The sequence below is a fragment of the Variovorax sp. Soil_C_12 genome (assembly GCF_057657375.1).
Window position 1 is genome coordinate 148,329 of the sequence record NZ_JBDGIO010000005.1, and the last position, 18,850, is coordinate 167,178.

Annotated in this window: 15 protein-coding genes; 3 read left to right on the forward strand and 12 right to left on the reverse strand. The window is 67.5% G+C overall.

All coding sequences use genetic code 11. From position 1 onward, the window contains the following. Positions 1–19 precede the first annotated feature (19 nt). The 11 genes from AC3A6X_RS15410 to AC3A6X_RS15460 form a co-directional block, all read right to left on the reverse strand. The gene (locus tag AC3A6X_RS15410) at positions 20–223 is read right to left on the reverse strand and encodes a hypothetical protein (RefSeq protein ID WP_487843006.1); all 204 of its coding nucleotides are present in this window, start codon (positions 221–223) and stop codon (positions 20–22) included. Continuing rightward, on the reverse strand, positions 223–2,055 hold the full coding sequence (locus tag AC3A6X_RS15415) for an acyl-CoA dehydrogenase (protein WP_487843007.1): 1,833 nt from the start codon (positions 2,053–2,055) through the stop codon (positions 223–225). The genes AC3A6X_RS15410 and AC3A6X_RS15415 overlap by 1 nt, the downstream gene beginning before the upstream one ends. A 3-nt stretch (positions 2,056–2,058) precedes the next feature. Continuing rightward, complete coding sequence (locus AC3A6X_RS15420) at positions 2,059–3,234, reverse strand: acetyl-CoA C-acyltransferase (RefSeq protein WP_487843008.1); 1,176 nt, start codon at positions 3,232–3,234, stop codon at positions 2,059–2,061. A 37-nt stretch (positions 3,235–3,271) separates the two neighbouring features. Then, complete coding sequence (locus tag AC3A6X_RS15425) at positions 3,272–4,741, reverse strand: M20 family peptidase (RefSeq protein ID WP_487843009.1); 1,470 nt, start codon at positions 4,739–4,741, stop codon at positions 3,272–3,274. 24 nt (positions 4,742–4,765) lie between these two features. Then, the gene (locus AC3A6X_RS15430) at positions 4,766–6,868 is read right to left on the reverse strand and encodes a 3-hydroxyacyl-CoA dehydrogenase NAD-binding domain-containing protein (protein WP_487843010.1); all 2,103 of its coding nucleotides are present in this window, start codon (positions 6,866–6,868) and stop codon (positions 4,766–4,768) included. Positions 6,869–7,049: 181 nt separating this feature from the next. Then, positions 7,050–7,745: an ABC transporter ATP-binding protein gene (locus AC3A6X_RS15435; protein ID WP_487843011.1), complete on the reverse strand. Its 696-nt coding sequence runs from the start codon at positions 7,743–7,745 to the stop codon at positions 7,050–7,052. Positions 7,746–7,747: 2 nt separating this feature from the next. Then, positions 7,748–8,518: an ABC transporter ATP-binding protein gene (locus AC3A6X_RS15440; protein WP_309962333.1), complete on the reverse strand. Its 771-nt coding sequence runs from the start codon at positions 8,516–8,518 to the stop codon at positions 7,748–7,750. 82 nt (positions 8,519–8,600) lie between these two features. Further along, positions 8,601–9,986: a branched-chain amino acid ABC transporter permease gene (locus AC3A6X_RS15445; protein WP_487843012.1), complete on the reverse strand. Its 1,386-nt coding sequence runs from the start codon at positions 9,984–9,986 to the stop codon at positions 8,601–8,603. A gap of 1 nt (position 9,987) precedes the next feature. Beyond that, positions 9,988–10,935: a branched-chain amino acid ABC transporter permease gene (locus AC3A6X_RS15450; protein ID WP_309962329.1), complete on the reverse strand. Its 948-nt coding sequence runs from the start codon at positions 10,933–10,935 to the stop codon at positions 9,988–9,990. A gap of 100 nt (positions 10,936–11,035) precedes the next feature. Then, complete coding sequence (locus AC3A6X_RS15455; RefSeq protein ID WP_487843013.1) at positions 11,036–12,274, reverse strand: branched-chain amino acid ABC transporter substrate-binding protein; 1,239 nt, start codon at positions 12,272–12,274, stop codon at positions 11,036–11,038. Positions 12,275–12,436: 162 nt separating this feature from the next. Next, on the reverse strand, positions 12,437–14,083 hold the full coding sequence (locus tag AC3A6X_RS15460; RefSeq protein ID WP_487843014.1) for a 3-(methylthio)propionyl-CoA ligase: 1,647 nt from the start codon (positions 14,081–14,083) through the stop codon (positions 12,437–12,439). Between the two features lie 285 nt (positions 14,084–14,368). On the opposite strand from AC3A6X_RS15460, the gene AC3A6X_RS15465 reads away from it, so the two are divergent. Next, positions 14,369–15,463, forward strand: coding sequence for an AraC family transcriptional regulator (locus AC3A6X_RS15465; RefSeq protein WP_487843015.1), 1,095 nt, complete (start codon positions 14,369–14,371; stop codon positions 15,461–15,463). Between the two features lie 17 nt (positions 15,464–15,480). On the opposite strand, the gene AC3A6X_RS15470 is transcribed toward AC3A6X_RS15465, so the two are convergent. After that, positions 15,481–16,782 carry a UDP-N-acetylglucosamine 1-carboxyvinyltransferase gene (locus AC3A6X_RS15470; RefSeq protein ID WP_487843016.1) on the reverse strand — a complete coding sequence of 434 codons (1,302 nt, stop codon included), beginning with the start codon at positions 16,780–16,782 and terminating at the stop codon, positions 15,481–15,483. 170 nt (positions 16,783–16,952) lie between these two features. Here AC3A6X_RS15470 and AC3A6X_RS15475 point away from each other — a divergent pair, with 170 nt between their 5' ends. Together AC3A6X_RS15475 and msrB are read left to right on the forward strand one after the other, a co-directional pair. Then, entirely contained in the window at positions 16,953–18,443 is a 1,491-nt protein-coding gene (locus AC3A6X_RS15475) for a protein adenylyltransferase SelO (RefSeq protein ID WP_487843017.1), read from the forward strand. After that, the gene (gene msrB, locus AC3A6X_RS15480; protein WP_487843018.1) at positions 18,440–18,850 is read left to right on the forward strand and encodes a peptide-methionine (R)-S-oxide reductase MsrB; all 411 of its coding nucleotides are present in this window, start codon (positions 18,440–18,442) and stop codon (positions 18,848–18,850) included. The genes AC3A6X_RS15475 and msrB overlap by 4 nt, the downstream gene beginning before the upstream one ends.

Genomic DNA, 18,850 nt, shown 5'->3' on the forward strand with positions numbered 1-18,850 from the left:
GCAATCGCGAGGTGCTCGCTCATGGCTTGAGCCTCGATCGAACGTAGATGAGCACCACGCCGGCCGCGGCCAGCAGCACGCCGGGCGTGGCCATCGACCAGCCCAGCGCCTCGTTGGTGCGGCCGGTCGCGATGCCGAGGATCAGCAGGAACAGGCCGCCGTAGATCAGGATCCAGATCCATTTCTCGAGCCGGGCATGGGGCTTGGGAGGGGTGGTGGTCATCAGAAGGCTTCTTCGGGAAGGGTTGCGCAGGTCGGGTCGCGGCGCTCCACCACCTGGAGCCAGGCGCCGATCTTGGGCAACTCGTAGTGAAAGAAATAGTCGGTCGCGCCCACGCGCCCGGCCGTGGCCGGCAGGGCCCTGGAGGCATCGCCGCCCAAGGCATGCTCGGCGACGTCGAGCCAGATCCAGGCCAGCACCGTGTGACCGAAGGCCTGCATGTAGGGCACGGCATTGGCCAGCGCTTCCTGCGGGTTGCCGGTGGCCCAGGCCGCGCGGGTGGCGCTGCCGATGTGCTGCAGGGCCTCGGCCAGCGCCTTGGCATGCGCGGCCAGCGCAGGCACGCGCGCGGCGCGGCCGATGGTGTCGGTGATGCGCGCGGCCAGCAGCTGCAGGCCGCGGCCGTCTTCCATCAGCACCTTGCGGCCCAGCAGGTCGGCGGCCTGGATGCCGTGGGTGCCCTCGTGGATCATGTTCAGGCGGTTGTCGCGCCAGTACTGCTCCACCGGGAAGTCGCGCGTGTAGCCGTAGCCGCCATGCACCTGGATCGCGAGCGAGTTGGCCTCCAGGCACCACTCGCTGGGCCAGCTCTTGGCGATGGGCGTCAGCACCTCGAGCAGGAGGCGCGCGTCGTCGGCGGCCTGGGCGTCGCCGGTCTTCTGCTCGTCGACCAGGCGGGCGCAATAGAGCTCCAGGGCCAGCGCGCCTTCGCAATAGGACTTCTGCGCCAGCAGCATGCGGCGCACGTCGGCGTGCTCGATGATGCGCACCTGCGGCTTGGCGGCGTCCTTGCCGGCCGGGCCCGCGGGGCGCCCCTGTGGGCGGTTCTTCGCATAGTCCAGCGACGCGTGGTAGCCGGCCATGCCCAGCATGGTGGCCGCGGTGCCCACACCGATGCGGGCCTCGTTCATCATGTGGAACATGCAATGCAGGCCCTTGCCGGGCTGGCCCACCAGGTAACCCACCGCGCCGGGCTTGCCGTTGACCGGGAACTTGCCTTCGCCGAAGTTGAGCAGCGTGTTGGTAGTGCCGCGCCAGCCGAGCTTGTGGTTGAGGCCGGCCAGGGCCACATCGTTGCGCTCACCGGTGAGTTGCCCATCCGTGTCGACCATCTTCTTCGGCACGATGAACAGCGAGATGCCGCGCGTGCCCGGCACCAGCTTGCCGTTCTCGTCGGGGATCTTGGCCAGCACGATATGAACGATGTTCTCGGTCAGCTCATGGTCGCCGGCCGAGATCCACATCTTGTTGCCCGTGAGCCGGTAGCGTGGCCCCAGCGGATCGTCCTGGAAGTCCGGGCCATCCGGCACGGCGCGGGTCGCCACATCGCTGAGGCTGGAGCCCGCCTGCGGCTCCGACAGGCACATGGTGCCCGCCCATCGCCCCGAAAACTCGTTCTTCGCGAACACCGCCTGCTGCATCGGCGTGCCGTGCACCATCAGCAGATTGGCGTTGCCGCTGGTCAGCATGTTGGCGCCGATGCTGACCGAGGCCATGGCGAAGAAGCTGTTGGCCGCTGCCTGCAGGGTGTAGGGCAGCTGCATGCCGCCGATCTCGTAGTCCTGCGCGGCGCTCAGCATGCCCGATTCGACGAAGGCCTTGTGCGCATCGTGCGTGGCCTGCGGCAGGATCACCTTCTCGCCGTCGAAGTGCGGCTCCTGGGTGTCGACGGTGCGGTTGTGCGGCGCGTACTTCTCGCGCGCGATGCGTTCGCAGGTGTCGAGCACCGCATCGAAGGTCTCGCGCGAATGATCGGCAAAGCGCTCCCGCTCGTTGAGGGACTCGGCGTGGAGCCAGTCGTAGAGCAGGAAGTCGAGCGTTGGACGAAGGCTCATGGCTCAGAGAACTTCGAACACCCCTGCCGCACCCATGCCGCCGCCGATGCACATCGTCACCACGACCTTCTTGGCACCGCGGCGCTTGCCCTCGATCAGCGCATGCCCGGTCAGCCGCTGGCCGCTCACGCCGTAGGGATGGCCCACCGCGATGGCGCCGCCGTTCACGTTCAGGCGGTCGCCGGGGATGCCCAGCTTGTCGCGGCAGTAGATCACCTGCACGGCGAAGGCCTCGTTGAGCTCCCACAGGTCGATGTCCTCGATCTTCAGGCCCAGGCGCTTGAGCACCTTGGGGATCGCGAACACGGGGCCGATGCCCATCTCGTCGGGCTCGCAGCCCGCCACCGCGAAGCCGAGGAAGCGGCCCAGGGGCTTCAGGCCCTTCTTCTCGGCGTACTTCTCCTCCATCACCACGCAGGCGCCGCCGCCGTCGGAGAACTGGCTGGCATTGCCGGCCGAGATCAGCCCGCCGGGAAGGGCCGGGCGAATGCCGGCGATGCCTTCCTTGGTGGTGCCGGCGCGGATGCCCTCGTCGTTCTCGACCGTGACCTCCTTGGTGCGCAGGCCCAGCACCGGGTCGGCCACACCGGCCAGCACGGTGATCGGGGCGATCTCGTCCTTGAACAGGCCCTTCTCGAGCGCGGCCGCGGCCCTCTGCTGGCTGGCAGCGCCGTACTCGTCCATGGCGTCGCGGCCGATGTCGTAGCGCTTGGCCACCTGCTCGGCCGTCTGCAGCATGTTCCAGTAGATCTCGGGCTTGTGCTTGACCAGCCAGGGGTCGGCCAGCATGTGCTTGTTCATCTCGTTCTGCACGCAGGAGATGCTCTCCACGCCGCCGGCCACGTAGACCTCGCCCTCGCCCGCCACGATGCGCTGCGCGGCGGTTGCGATGGTCTGCAGGCCCGAGGAGCAGAAGCGGTTGATGGTCATGCCCGAGGTGGTGATGGGCAGGCCGGCGCGCAGCGCGATCTGGCGCGCGATGTTGGCGCCGGTGGCGCCTTCGGGGTTGGCGCAGCCCATGATGACGTCGTCGACCTCGGCGGCGTCGACGCCGGCGCGCGCCACCGCGTGCTGCACGGCATGGCCGCCCAGGGTGGCGCCGTGCGTCATGTTGAAGGCGCCCTTCCAGCTCTTGGCGAGCGGCGTGCGGGCGGTGGAGACGATGACGGCGCGGGTCATGGTGAGGTCCTTTGCAAGAAATGAGAGGGAAAGAGGCTTACTGGGGCTGCGCCGTGTTGCGCAGCAGATGGTGATAGAAGCGGATCATCTCGACGTAGTTGGCGATCGAGATGCGCTCGTTGGTGCCGTGGAAGCGCGACAGGTCCTCGGGACGGGCGCGTACCGGCGAGAAGCGGTAGATGCTGTCCGCCACGTTGACGAAATACTTGGAATCGGACCCGGCGATGTACAGGCCCGGTACGACGATCACGTCCGGAAAGGTCTGCCGCACCGCCACCTGCAGTGCGCGGTAGCTGGCGGTGCCGGTGGACGTGACCGGCGTCGGCTCCGCGTTGCCCGGATAGGGCTTGATGACGATCGCATCGTCGGCAATGGTCTTGCGGATATGCGCCTCCACCGAGGCCAGCGTGTCGCCCGGCAGGATGCGGAAGTTGACGGCGGCCTCGGCGCGCCCCGGCAGCACGTTGTCCTTGTTGCCCGCGCGCACGATGGTCAGCGCAGTCGTCGTGCGCAAGATGGCGTTGGTGCTCGCGCCCTGCTCCAGCTGGCGCTGCACCAGTGGCCCGAAGAGCCAGAGGTTCGAGAGCAGCACGCGGTTGAGGCCATTCACCTCCGGCGCGATCGTCGCGAACATGTCCGCGGCCACGCCCGTGATGGACGCGGGCATCGGGTTCGCCTCGAGCCGCGCGAGCGCCGCGCTCAGGGTGCCGATGGCCGTCTTGTTCGGTGGCATCGAGGAATGGCCGGGCGCCTGGTCCAGCGAAAGGAAGAAGGTGCCGTAGCCCTTCTCCGCCATGCCGATCAAAGCGGCCGGCTTGTCCAGCCCGGGAAGCATGCCATCGGTGATGACAAGGCCTTCGTCGAGGACCCATTCGAGCCGCACGCCGCGCGATTTCAGCAACTCGGCGATCGGCTTGGCGCCGCGCAGGCCGCCGAGCTCCTCGTCGTCGCCTGAAACGAGGTAGATCGTCTGCCGCGGCTGGAAGCCCTGGGCCAGCAGCATCTCGATGGCCTCCATCTGGGCCAGCAAATTGCCCTTGTTGTCCCAGGTGCCACGGCCCCACACGAAGCCGTCCTTGATCTGGCCGCTGAAGGGATCGGCCGCCCAAGCCTTCTCGGTGCCCGGCGCGATGGGCACCACGTCCTGGTGCGCCATCAGCGCGATGGGCTTGGCCGAGGGATCGCTGCCGGTCCAGGTGTAGAGCAGCGCGTTGTCGCCGACCACCTCTTTCTTGAGCGTGGCATGCAGCTTGGGAAACTGCTGCGCCAGGTAGGCGTGGAGCTTCTTGAACGCCTCGCCGTCGGACTGCAGCCCTTCCATGCCCGAGACGGTGCGGATCGGGATTGCGCCCGCCAGCCGGTCGGCCGCCGCCTTCTCGTCGACCTCCACCTGCTGCACCGGCGGCACCTGCAACTGCAGCGAGGCCCGGCGCCAGGTATTGCCCGCGATCACCACCGCCAGCACGACCACGGCCAGCAGCAGCGTCCACAACACCCGTTTGACCATGGCCTGCCCTCGCCCTCGCTCGCGTCAGCTGAACTGCTTGCCTTCGGCGACCAGCTTCCGGAGCAGCGGCGCGGGCTGCCAGAAGCTCGCGTCGTCGCGCGGATTCCTGGCGAAGCGCTTCATGGCCTCGGCCACGTTGTACAGGCCCACCTGGTTGGCGTAGTGCATCGGGCCGCCGCGCCAGATCGGGAAGCCGTAGCCGGTGAGGTACACCATGTCGATGTCGCCGGACTTGGAGGCGATGCCATCCTCGAGGATGTGCGCACCCTCGTTGACCAGCGCATACACCAGCCGCTGCACGATTTCCTCGTCGGAGATCTTGCGCGGGGTGATGCCCAGCTCCTTGCGGTGCTCCTCGATCATCTTGTTGACCAGCTCCGACGGGATCGCATCGCGCTTGCCCGCCTGGTAGTCGTACCACCCTGCCCCGGTCTTCTGGCCGTAGCGGCCGAGCTCGCAGAGCTTGTCGGCCGTGCGGCTGTACTTCATGTCGGGATACTCGACCGCGCGGCGCTTGCGGATGGCCCAGCCGATGTCGTTGCCCGCCAGGTCGCCCATGCGGAACGGGCCCATGGCAAAGCCGAACTTCTCGACGGCCTTGTCCACCTGCTGCGGCGTGGCGCCTTCGTCGAGCAGGAAGCCGGCCTGGCGCGAGTACTGCTCGATCATGCGGTTGCCGATGAAGCCGTCGCACACGCCCGAGACCACGGCGGTCTTCTTGATCTTCTTGGCGACGGCCATGACAGTGGCCAGCACGTCCTTGGCGGTCTCCTTGCCGCGCACCACCTCCAGCAGCTTCATCACGTTGGCCGGGCTGAAGAAGTGCATGCCGACCACGTCCTGCGGGCGCTTGGTGAAGGCGGCGATCTTGTCGACGTCGAGCGTGGAGGTGTTCGAAGCCAGGATGGCGCCGGGCTTGGCCACCCGGTCCAGCTCGTTGAACACCTTCTCCTTGACGCCCAGTTCCTCGAACACGGCCTCGATGATGAGGTCGGCGTCCTTCAGGTCGTCGTAGGCCAGCGTGGTGGACAGGAGCGCCATGCGCTGGTCGTACTTGTCGGCCTTGAGCTTGCCCTTCTTGACCTGGGCCTCGTAGTTCTTGCGGATGGTGGCGATGCCGCGGTCCAGCGCCTCCTGCTTCATCTCGAGGATCTTGACGGGGATGCCGGCGTTCAGGAAGTTCATCGTGATGCCGCCGCCCATGGTGCCGGCGCCGATCACGCCCACCGACTTGATGGTGCGCTGGGGCGTGTCTTCCGGCACGTCGGGAATGCGCGAAGCCGCGCGCTCGGCCATGAACAGATGGCGCAGCGCCAGCGATTCGGGGGTGAACATCAGCGCGGTGAAGAGGCGGCGCTCCTCGGCCATGCCGTCGTCGAACTTCATCTGCGTGGCGGCCTGCACCGCGTCGACGCACTTGAGCGGCGCCGGGTAGTTCTTCGACATGCCGCCGACCATGTTGCGCGCGAACTGGAAGTAGGCGTCGCCCTGCGGATGCTTGCACGGCAGGTTGCGCACCAGCGGCAGCTCGCCGTCCTTGGCGGCCACCGACTTGGCGAACTCGACCGCCTCCTCGAACAGCGACTCGGGCGAGGCGGCCAGCTTGTCGAAGAGCTTCTGGCCGGGCAGCGAGGCGAGCAGCTCGCTCTTGACGGGCTCGCCGCTCACGATCATGTTGAGCGCGGTTTCCACGCCCAGCACGCGCGGCAGGCGCTGCGTGCCGCCGGCGCCGGGCAGGAGGCCCAGCTTGACTTCGGGCAGCGCGACGCTGGTGCCGGGCGCGGCCACGCGGTAGTGGCAGCCCAGGGCCAGTTCGAGGCCGCCGCCCATGCACACCGAATGGATGGCTGCGACGATGGGCTTGGTCGATGCCTCGAGGGCGAGGATCACGCTCAGGAGATTGGGGTCTTGCAGCGCCTTGGGCGTGCCGAACTCCTTGATGTCGGCGCCGCCGGAGAAGGCCTTGCCGGCGCCGGTGATCACGATCGCCTTGACGGCCGCGTCCTCCAGGGCCTTGGAGAGGCCGTCGGTGATGCCGGTGCGCGTCGAGAAACCGAGGCCATTGACCGGGGGGTTCGCCAGGGTGATCACGGCGACATCGCCGAGCACTTTGTATTCAGCCGTCATGCTGCGTTCCTTTGGGATGGGAGAGGATCGAAAAAACCGGTTGGAGGGGATGCAGCATGCACCTAGCGACGCTGCACCGCATCTAAAAAGCACGGACGTTCTTTTTTTCGGAAATTCTAGGCGTTTCCTGGAGGCCGGCAACGGCCCCCAGTCGCTGGCGAGACAAAGTCCCGCCGAAAGCTCAGACCTCGAGCCACTCCTTGCGCGTCGCGGCATCGGCGCGCAGGCTGTTCGGCGTGCCGTCGAAGACGATGCTGCCGTGGCCCATGACGAGCGCGCGGTCGGAGATCGCCATCGCGATGGTCAGCTTCTGCTCGATCAGCAGCACCGAGATGCCCTTGTCCTTGAGCGTGCGCAGGTACTGCCCCACCAGTTCGACGATCTTGGGCGCCAGGCCTTCGGTGGGCTCGTCGATGATGATCAGGTCGGGGTCGCCCATCAGGGTGCGGCACAGGGTCAGCATCTGCTGCTCGCCGCCCGAGAGCACGCCGGCTTCGGTGTGCTGGCGCTCCTTGAGGCGCGGGAACATGCCATACATGTCGTCGAAGGACCAGCGGCTGCCCTTGCCGCTGCCCTTCTGCCCGAGCAGCAGGTTCTGGTGCACGGTGAGCTTGGGAAAGATGTCGCGGTTCTCCGGCACGTAGCCGATGCCCATGTGCGCGATCTCGTACGCCTTGCTGCGCAGGATGTCCTGGCCCTTCCAGTGCAGGCCGCCTTCGGCATGCACCAGGCCCATGATGGCCTTGGCGGTGGTCGAGCGCCCCGAGCCGTTGCGGCCCAGCAGGGCCACGATCTCGCCGGGATTGACCGCGAAGGAAACGCCATGCAGCACATGGCTCTTGCCGTAGTAGGCGTGGATGTCTTCGAGCTTGAGCATGTTCAGTGGCCTCCTGCCTGGGCGTCTGCCACCGACGAGCCGAGATAGGCCTCCTGCACGCGCGCGTTGGCGCGCACCGCCGCCGGCTTGTCGAAGGCGATCACCTCGCCGTACACCACCACCGCGATCTTGTCGGCCAGGCCGAAGACCACGCCCATGTCGTGCTCCACGGTGAGCAGGGTCTTGCCGACCGTCACCTGCTTGATCAGCGCGATGAAGTGCGCCGTTTCGGTCTTGCTCATGCCGGCGGTGGGCTCGTCCAGCAGGATCACGCTGGCGCCGCCGGCGATGGTGACGCCGATTTCCAGCGCCCGCTGCTCGGCGTAGGTGAGGTTCACCGCCAGCACGTCGCGCTTTTTTTCCAGGTGGACCTGCCGCAGCAGTTCCTCGGTACGCTCGTTGGCGTCGTCCAGGTTCGAGAGAAAGCGCAGGAAGCTGTAGCGGTAGCCCAGGCTCCACAGCACGCCGCAGCGCAGGTTCTCGAAGACGCTCAGCTTGGGGAAGATGTTGGTGATCTGGAAGCTGCGCGACAGGCCCAGGCGGTTGATCTCGTAGGGCCGGCGGCCGTCGATGCGCTGGCCGTGCAGCAGCACCTCGCCGCTGGTGGGCTCGAGGCGGCCGCTGATGAGGTTGAAGAGCGTGGACTTGCCGGCGCCGTTGGGCCCGATGATGGCGATGCGCTCGCCGGCTTCGACCGCCAGGTCCACGCCGCGGATGATCTCGGTCTTGCCGAAGTTCTTGCGCAGAGCCTTCAGTTCCAGTGCATGAGTCATAGGGCCCCCACGCTCGGCACTGACGTGTCCTCGCTGCCCCCCAAGGGGGCGCGACCTTGCTTGAAGCGGTTCTTCGCTGCGGTCATGCGGTCTCCCTGCGCTTGATTTCCGCTTCGATCTCCTCCTGCGCGTGCCCCCAGGCTTTCGCGAAGCGACGGCGCGCCCATTCCACCAGCGCCACGCCCACCACCAACAGGATGCCGGCACCGGCCCAGCTGGCCACGCTCGACGTGTCGAGCTCGACGCCCATGAAGTTGAGCTTGGGCCCGATCGCCGCGTTGAGCTGGATGTGATAGATCATCTCGACCAGCGCCGCTGCGCCAACCACCATCACGGCGCCGGTGATGATGAGGAGGCCGTACAGGCTCCACAGCGGCTTGAACTTGCCGAACTTGGCCACCCGCAGGTTCATCATGACGAGGCTCGCGATGCCGCCCGGGGCAAACATCACCATGAACAGGAACACCAGGCCCAGGTACAGCAGCCAGGCCTTGGTCAGCTCCGACAGCAGCACCGAGGCCAGCACCAGCAGCACGGCGCCAATGATCGGCCCGAAGAAGAAGGTCGCGCCGCCGAGGAAGGTGAACAGCAGGTAGCCGCCCGAGCGGACCGTGCTCAGGCTGTCCGACGCATTGACGATCTCGAAGTTGATGGAAGCCAGCGCGCCACCGATGCCGGCGAAGAAGCCGGCAATGATGAAGGCCATGTAGCGCACCCATTGCGTGTCGTAGCCGATGAACTCCACGCGCTCGGGGTTGTCGCGCACCGCGTTGAGCATGCGGCCGAGCGGCGTGCCGGTGAAGGCGAACATCAGCGCGGTGGAGACGAAGCAGTACGCCGCGATGAGGTAGTACACCTGGATCTGGGGCCCAAAGGTCAAGCCCAGGAAAGGCGTGCCGTACACACGGTTGGTGGTAACGCCGCCCTCCCCGCCGAAGAAGCCCGGGAACATCAGGGACATCGCCGCGACCAGCTCGCCGATGCCCAGGGTGATCATCGCGAAGGTGGTGCCCGACTTCTTGGTGGTCACGTAGCCCAACAGGATTGCGAAGCCTGCGCCCGCGAGGCCGCCCACCAGCGGGATCGTCACCAGCGGCAGCGGCACCGCGCCCTTGGTGGCGAGGTTCATCGCATGCACCGCGATGAAAGCCCCCATGCCCGTGTACACCGCATGGCCGAAGCTCAGCATGCCGCCCTGCCCGAGCAGGATGTTGTAGCTCAGGCAGATGATGATGAGGTAGCCGATCTGGGACAGCATGGTCAGGGCCAGGCTGCTGCGGAAGATCAGCGGCGCGACGATCAGGCTCACGGCGAAGAGGGTCCAGATCAGCACGCGCCCGATGTTCCAGGGCTTGAAGCGGTAGTACGCAACCCGTTGGCTTGCGCGCGCCGTTCCGGCCGCGCCGGTGCCGCGCCCCGCGGGGCCGCCCACCGGCTCGAAGCCGTCGTGCGCCACGTTCTTTGTCATGTCATCCCTCCCGCTTGCCGAGCAGGCCCTTGGGCCGGAAGATCAGGATCAGCACCAGCAGCAGGTACGGCAGGATCGGGGCGATCTGCGCCACGGTGAGCTGGAGCAGGTCGTAGCCCGGGGTGCTGGCCGTCACCGCGACGCCCAGTGCCTTCAGCCCGGAGGCGAGCGATTCGTCGATGGCCACGGCGAAGGTCTGCAGCACGCCGATCAGCAGGGATGCCAGGAAGGCCCCCGCCAGCGAGCCCATGCCGCCGACCACCACCACCACGAACACGATCGACCCGACCGCGCCCGCCATGGCGGGCTCGGTCACGTAGGTGTTGCCGCCGATCACGCCGGCCAGGGCAGCCAGCGCCGCGCCGCCGCCGAACACCAGCATGAACACGCGCGGCACGTTGTGGCCCAGCGCCTCCACCGTTTCGGGGTGGGTCAGCGCGGCCTGGATCACCAGGCCGATGCGCGTGCGGGTCAGCAGCAGCCAGACCGACACCAGCATCAGCAGCGCGAGCAGCATGATGAAGGAGCGCGACTTCGGGAACTGCGTTCCGAACAGCGTGAAGAGCGGCCCCTGCAGCTGCGGCGGCAGGCCGTAGGGCACGGTGGCGCGGCCCCACACCAGTTGCACCAGTTCCAGGATCAGGTAGGACAGCCCGAAGGTCACGAGCAGCTCGGGCACGTGGCCGAACTTGTGAACGCGCCGCAGGCTGTAGCGCTCGAAGAGCGCGCCCAGCGCGCCGACCAGCAGGGGCGCCACGACCAGCGCGGGCCAGAAGCCCAGCACGCCGGAGATCGTGTAGGCGAAGTAGGCACCCAGCATGTAGAAGCTGGTGTGCGCGAAGTTGAGCACGCCCATCATGCTGAAGATCAGCGTGAGGCCCGAGCTCAGCATGAACAGCAGCAGCCCGTAGCTGAGGCCGTTCAGGAGGGAGATGGCAAAGAATTCCACGAGTTCGTCGTCGTCGTTGCAGCCGCGATGGCCAGGGCCTAAAAAAAGCGCCGGGGAGCGACTTGCATCACCCGCCGGCGTTTTGCTGGTGGAGCCTGGCTCAGGGCGCCGGACGCTTCATCTCGCACGACGTGGGCGTGCTGGCGATGTAGGGCTCGAGGTACTTCACGGGCGCGAAGGTGTAGCCCGTGTTCTCCACGTTGTACTTGTACTTTGCATCGACCTTCTGCCACTTGGAGATCCAGAGACCCTGCTGCAGCTGGTGGTCGGTCTTGCGCATCTCGGTTTCGCCGTTGAAGCCCTTGAACTTCAGCCCCTCCACGGCCGCGGCGACCTTCATGGGGTCGGTGGACTTGGCCTTGGCCATGGCGTCGCCCAGCATGACGATCGCGTTGTAGATCGAGAAGGTGTAGAAGTCGTCGCCGAACTTGGTCTTGAACTCGTTCATCAGCGTGCCGAGCTCGCCGGTGTAGTTCGAGTGGTTGTAGGCGATCTGGTAGACCTCGAGGTCGCCGCCCGACGCAAGCGCCGTGGGGGTGCCGGACACGCCCGCGTAGTAGGCGTAGATCGGGATCTTCAGGCCGGAGTCGTTCAGCGCCTTGATCAGGAGCGTCATGTCCTGGCCCCAGTTGCCGGTGACGATGGTGTCGGCGCCCGACTGCTTGATCTTGGCCACGTAGGGCGCGAAGTCCTTGACCTGGCCCAGCGGATGCAGGTCGTCGCCCACGATCTTGGCGTCGGGCCGGTTGCGCGCCAGGCCTTCCTTGAAGTACTTGGAGACCTGCTGGCCGTGCGAGTAGTTCTGGTTGATGAGGTAGATTTTCGAGATCTTGGGCTGGTCCTTCATGAAGGAGGTCAGCGCCGCCATCTTCATGGACGTGTCGGCGTCGAGTCGGAAATGCGAGTAGCTGCACTTCTCGTTGGTGAGCACCGGGTCGACCGCGGCGTAGTTCAGGTAGATGATTTCCTTGCCGGGGTTGCGCTCGTTGTGCTTGGCCACGGCGTCGGCCAGCGGCACCGCCACGTTCGAGCCGTTGCCCTGCGTGACATAGCGGAAGCCCTGGTCGCTGGCCGCCTTCAGCAGGTTGAGCGCCTCCTGCGGGGAACTCTTGCTGTCCATGCCGACGACCTCGAACTTGACGCCGGCCGCATTCTTGGCGCCGCTGAGCTTTTCGGTGACGAGCTGCCAGCTCTTGAGCTGGTTCTGGCCGACGTTGGCGAAGGGGCCCGAGAGCCCCTCGATCATCGCGATCTTCACGGTCTCGCCCTTCTGGGCCAGAGCGCCGGTGGCGATGGCGGCGAGAATGGCCGCGCTTGCAAGTCTCAGTGCGAATTTCATTGCTGTCTCCTGGTCATGCTGCAATGCGAGATGAGGTTACTGGTCTTTGCACCCCCGCCCGTCAGGGAATGCCCGTAAGAAGCCCGCCGCGGGGGCGCTTTCTATCACCCAGGCGACAGGCCGCACCGCGAAGGTGCTACCGGCCGGTAGGATGGCCGGGCATCAGCACTCCGGCAGCTTGTAGTCGCGCAGCTGCTCGCGCAGCCGGGTCTTGAGGATCTTGCCGGTTGCGCCCAGCGGGATCGCCTCGACGAAGACCACGTCGTCGGGCACCTGCCACTTGGCCACCGTCTTGCCGCCGTAGAAGGCCAGCAGCTCCTCGCGCGTGAGCTCGGCGCCGGGCTTCTTCACCACGACCACGATCGGCCGCTCGTCCCACTTGGGGTGTGCCACGCCGATGCAGGCCGCCATCGCGACCGCCGGGTGCGCCACCGCGATGTTCTCGATGTCGATGGAGCTGATCCATTCGCCGCCGGACTTGATCACGTCCTTGCTGCGGTCGGTGATCTGCAGGAAGCCGTCGGGGTCGATGGTGGCGACGTCGCCGGTGGGGAACCACCCGCGCCCGCGCGCATCGGGCACCAGCGGATCGCCGCCCTCCCCCTTGAAGTACTCCTTGACCACCCAGGGGCCCTTGACCAGCAAGTCGCCGGAGGTCTTGCCGTCCCAGGGCAGCTCCTTGCCGTCGCCGTCGACGATCTTCATGTCGACGCCGTAGATGGCGCGGCCCTGCTTCATGCGGATGGCCGTCTGCTGCTCCTGCGGCTGCGAGAGGTGCTTGTTCTTCAGGGTGCAGAGCGTGCCCAGCGGCGACATCTCGGTCATGCCCCAGGCATGCAGGACCTCCACGCCGTACTGCTGCTGGAAGGCGTTGATCATGGCCGGCGGGCAGGCCGAGCCGCCGATCACGGTGCGCTTCAGGGTGGAGAAGCGCAGGTCCTGCGATTGCATGTGGCCCAGCATCATCTGCCAGACGGTGGGCACGCCGGCGGCGAAGGTGACGCGCTCGCTCTCGATCAGCTCGTAGACCGACTTGCCGTCCAGCGCCGGGCCGGGGAACACCAGCTTGGCGCCGGTCAGCGCGGCCGAGTAGGGAATGCCCCAGGCGTTGACGTGGAACATCGGCACCACGGGCAACACCGAGTCGCGCGCCGACACGTTCATCACGTCCGGCAGCGCGGCGGCATAGGCATGCAGCAGGGTCGAGCGGTGGCTGTAGAGCGCGGCCTTGGGGTTGCCGGTGGTGCCGCTGGTGTAGCACATGCTCGAGGCCGAGTTCTCGTCGAAGCTGGGCCAGTCGTACCGGTCGGACAGGGGGCTCATCCAGGCCTCGTAGCTCACCAGGTTGGGGATGCCGCTGTCGGCGGGCAGCTTGTCGGCGTCGCACAGCGCAATCCACTTCTTGACGGTGCTGCACTTGGCGTGCACGGCCTGCACCAGCGGCAGGAAGGTGAGGTCGAAGCACAGGATCTGGTCTTCGGCGTGGTTCGCGATCCAGGCGATCTGCTCGGGGTGCAGGCGCGGGTTGATGGTGTGCAGCACGCGGCCGCTGCCGCTGACGCCGTAGTACAGCTCCAGGTGGCGGTAGCCGTTCCAGGCCAGAGTCGCCACCCGGTCGCTGAAGATCAGCTGCTCCTGGTCCAGCGCGTTGGCGACCTGGCGCGCACGGGATGCGATCTGGCGCCAGCTGCTGCGGTGGATGTCGCCTTCGACCCGCCGCGAGACGATTTCCCCGTCGCCGTTGTGGCGTTCGACGAACTCGATCAGCGACGAGATCAGCAATGGTTGGTCCTGCATCAAACCCAGCATCGGAAGGCTCCTTCAAACAACAGATCTTGAAAACTCCGGGGCCGCGGCGGCGGCCCCTTCGGCACTTGAGATTCACGCAATCTTCGTGGCATCCCACAAGGACAGAAACCCGCAGAGCATGGCCCTGGCCTGTCGCGTCGGCGTCCCCACACCGGGTTAGTCGCAATTCCCGCATCGGCCCCGGGCGCCCATACTGCTGCGCCCCCGGACCGCCGGAATTCTAGGAATCGCCCCCTCCTTTCCCGTTATCGCAAGCGCGCCAAAACAGTGACTTCAGGAGCCTCCATGCCGCAGCCGCCCCGCCGGGCCGGCTGCCCGCAGCAACCCCCATCACGCACCAGTTCCGCCGCCTGGCTGGAAGGTGTCCTCACGATGTTCGAGGCTGAGGGCTTGAATGCGCCGGCGCTGCTGCGCGACGCCGGCTTCGACCGCGAATCGCTGCACCGGGAGGACGCGCGCTTCGCAGTCGACCAGGTCACGACGCTGTGGCAGCTCGCCGTGGCGCGGGTGGGCAAGCCCACGCTGGGCCTGAGCCGCGGGCTGGCCGCGACCTGCAGCCGGCTGGGCACCGTGGGCCACGCGATGAGCTGCAGCCCCGACCTGCGCACCGGCCTGGACAACCTCACGCGCTACATGGCGGTAATCTCCGACGCCACCACCTTCTCGATGAGCTCCGACCCCCGCGGCAGCTGGATGTCGCTGGAACAGGGCGGCGGCATCCTGCCGATCCCCCGGCAGCGCACCGAGTACGCGATGCTGACCGTGTTCACCCTGTGCCAGTGGCTCACCCGGCGCGAGCTGCGCCCGCTGGCGATGGAGTTCGTCCACCCCGCGCCGGCAGACGAGCGGCTGCACCGCGAGGCCTTCGGCTGCGAGATCCGCTTCAACGCCCGCGCCAACCGCATGCTGCTGTCCGACGCCGACCTGAGGGTGTCCCTTCCCACGCAGCACGCGGCGCTGGCCACGATGCATACCGAACTGCTGGACAAGCAGCTCGCGCAGCTGGGCCAGACCAGTACCAGCAGCCGGGTCTGTGCCGAGATCGCGCGCCGCCTGCAGCAAGGCGAGCCGCGCCGGCAGGACGTGGCGGCAGGCCTCGGCCTGGCCGAGCGCACGTTGCAGCGGCGGCTGCAGGAGGAGTCGGTGTCCTTCCAGGCCCTGCTCGACCGCACCCGGCGCGAGCTGGCCCGGCAATACCTGGCCGAGGCGCGGCACACGCTGCACGAGGTGGCGGACCTGCTGGGCTTCGTCGACGCCAGCAACTTCTTCAGGGCTTGCAAGCGCTGGTTCGGATTGCCGCCGGCCCAGTACCGGGCGCAGCTGTGGCGCGAAAGCGGCGGCCCGGCGGTGACGGTGCCGGGGGCGCTGCTGCTGAACTGAGCCTCGGCGGCCCCGCCCTACTCGTCCTGCGTCCACTCCACCCGCACCCCCAGGCTGCGCAGGTTCTCCACGAAGCGCGGATGCGCACGCCGGATCGGCGCCGCGTTGCGGATCTCCGAGCGCCCCTCGATGCTGGCCGCGACCATGAAGAGCGCGATCGCCACGCGGATGATGTAGGGGCTCTCGACCACGGCCGGCGCCAGCGGCCCCCCGCCGAAGGTGATGAGCCGGTGCGGATCGGACGAGAACACATGGGCGCCGAACTTCGAGAGCTCGCCGGTCCAGCCCAGCGCGCCGTCGTAGACCTTGTTCCAGAACATCGCGTTGCCCTGGGCGCGCACGCCCAGCGCGATGAAGATCGGCAGCAGGTCGACCGGGAAGTAGGGCCAGGGCGCGGCTTCGACCTTGGTCAGCACGTTGGCCGTGAAGGGCGCCTGCACCTTCAGCGGGCCGCTGCGGCGCGCCTCGGACCAGCCGTCGCGATGCACGATCTGCACGCCGAACTTGGCGAAGGTGCGGTCGATCAGCGGGAACTGGCCGGGCGCGCTGTTGCGCACCTGCACCTCGCCGCCCGTGATCGCGCCCAGCGCCAGGAAGGTGGTGATCTCGTGGAAGTCCTCGTCGAAGCGGAACTCGCCGCCGGCCAGCGGCGCACCGCCACGCACGGTGAGCTTGGAGGTGCCGATGCCCTCGATGCGCGCGCCCATCATGGCCATGAAGCGGCAGAACTCCTGCACGTGGGGCTCCGAGGCGGCGTTGGTCAGCGTCGAGGTGCCGGTGGCGGCCACCGCGCAGAGCACGAAGTTCTCGGTGGTGGTGACGGAGGCGTAGTCCAGCCAATGGTCCACGGGCCGCATGCCCTCGGCCAAGCGCACCAGCAGCGAGCCTTCGGTGCGCTCCACGCTGCCGCCGAAATGGCGCAGGACCTCGACATGCGGGTCGATCTCGCGCACGCCCAGGGTGCAGCCCTTGACGTTGTCCTCCAGCCGCGCCACGCCGAAGCGGGCGAGCAGCGGCGGCACCAGCATGATCGAGGAGCGCATCTCTTCCGGGAGGCGGTGGCGCGTGGCGTCGAAAGCGGTGTCGCGGTGGTGCAGGTCCAGCGTGCCGGTCTCGCGGTCGAGCCGCACCTCGCTGCCCAGCGCCTGGAAGATCTCGAGGATCTTGCGCACGTCGGTGATGTCGGGCACGCCGTGCAGCCGCAGGGGCTCGCGCGTGAGCAAGGTGGCGCAGAGCACGGGCAGCACCGCGTTCTTGTTGGCCGAAGGGCTGATCCGGCCGCGCAGGGGAGCGCCGCCGTGGACGATGAGACTGGACATGGGAGGGGAAGAAACTTGGATGTGGAGGCGCGAAGGCAGCGCGACGCCGCACTCTACCGGCTCGCGGGCTCGGAAATCCCGCCGCAGGCCCGATGCACACAAATGGAAACAGAAAGGCCGCGATGGCCTCCGTGGCCCGGGGATTCAGTGGGTACGGGACAATCGCCCCCATGAGCATGCTTGCAGACGAAGCGGAAGTGGTCGACCTCGGACTGGACTGGACCGCCGGCTTCTCCACCCTGGGCCCTGCCTTCTTCACCGAGCTCCGGCCCACGCCCCTGCCCGAACCCTACTGGGTCGGGCGCAGCCTGGCCCTGGCACGCGAGATCGGGCTGGACGAGGCCAGCCTGCATTCGCAAGACGGCTTGGCCGCCTTCACCGGAAACGTGCCGCTCGCCGGCACCCGCCCCCTGGCCAGCGTCTACAGCGGCCACCAGTTCGGCGTCTGGGCCGGTCAGTTGGGCGACGGCCGCGCCATCCTGCTGGGCGAGACCGCAAGCGGCTGGGAGCTGCAGCTCAAGGGCTCGGGGCGCACGCCCTACTCGCGCATGGGCGACGGCCGGGCGGTGCTGCGATCCAGCATCCGCGAGTTCCTCTGCAGCGAGGCCATGCACGCGCTGGGCATCCCCACCACGCGCGCCCTGTGCGTGACCGGCTCCGACGCACAGGTGGTGCGCGAGGAGATCGAAACCGCCGCGGTGGTGACGCGCGCCTCGCCCAGCTTCATCCGCTTCGGCCACTTCGAGCATTTCGCGGCCAACAACCGCGTCGATGAGCTGCGCGCGCTGGCCGACTTCACGATCGACCGCTTCTACCCGGCCTGCCGCCATGACGCGCGCTTCGAGCGCTTCGGCGGCAACGCCTACGCAGCCTTCCTCGAAGCGGTCAGCGAGCGCACCGCGACGCTGCTCGCGCAATGGCAGGCCGTCGGCTTCTGCCACGGCGTGATGAACACCGACAACATGAGCATCCTCGGGCTCACCATCGACTACGGGCCCTTCCAGTTCCTCGACGGCTTCGACCCGCGCCACATCTGCAACCACAGCGACACCGGCGGGCGCTATGCCTACAACCAGCAGCCCAACGTCGCCTACTGGAACCTGTTCTGCCTGGCCCAGGCGCTGCTGCCGCTGATCGGCGACCAGGAGGTCGCGGTGGCCGCGCTGGAGTCGTACAAGACGGTGTTCCCCGAGGCCTACGCGGCGCGCATGCGGGCCAAGCTGGGCCTGGCCGAAGCGGCGCCGGACGACCGCGCGCTGATCGAAGGCGTGCTCAAGCTGCTGGCGCAGGAGAAAGTGGACTACACGATCTTCTGGCGCCGCCTCGCCGACCTGAAGGCGGGCGGCGATCCGGCCGCGGTGCGCGACCTGTTCCTCGACCATGCCGGCATCGACGGCTGGCTCGAGGCCTTCGCGCAGCGCCACGCACAGGTGACGGCGGCGCAGGCGGCACAATCGATGCGCGGCGCCAATCCGAAATTCGTCCTGCGGAACCACCTGGGCCAGCAGGCGATCGAATCGGCGCAGAAAAAAGACTTCTCGGGCCTGGCCACCTTGCTGAAGCTGCTCGAAACCCCATTTGAAGACCATGCCGGCCACGAGGCCTATGCCGGCTTCCCGCCCGACTGGGCTTCCACCATCGAAATCAGCTGCTCATCATGACCGCACCCGTCCAGAAAACCGATGCCGAATGGAAGGCCGTCCTGGCCGAGAAAGGCGCCGAGCCCGCCGCCTTCGAAGTCACGCGCCACGCCGCCACCGAGCGCCCCTACACCGGCAAGTACGAAGCCCACTGGGAAGACGGCAGCTACCACTGCATCTGCTGCGGCGCCAAGCTCTTCGAATCGGCCACCAAGTTCGACGCCGGCTGCGGCTGGCCCAGCTTCTCGCAGGAGGCGGTGCCCGGCGCCATCAAGAACATCGTCGACCGCTCGCACGGGATGGTGCGCACCGAGAACGTCTGCGCCAACTGCGGCGCCCACCTGGGCCACGTGTTCCCCGACGGCCCGACCGAAACCGGCCTGCGCTACTGCATGAACTCGGCCTCGCTCGATTTCCAGAAGCGCTGA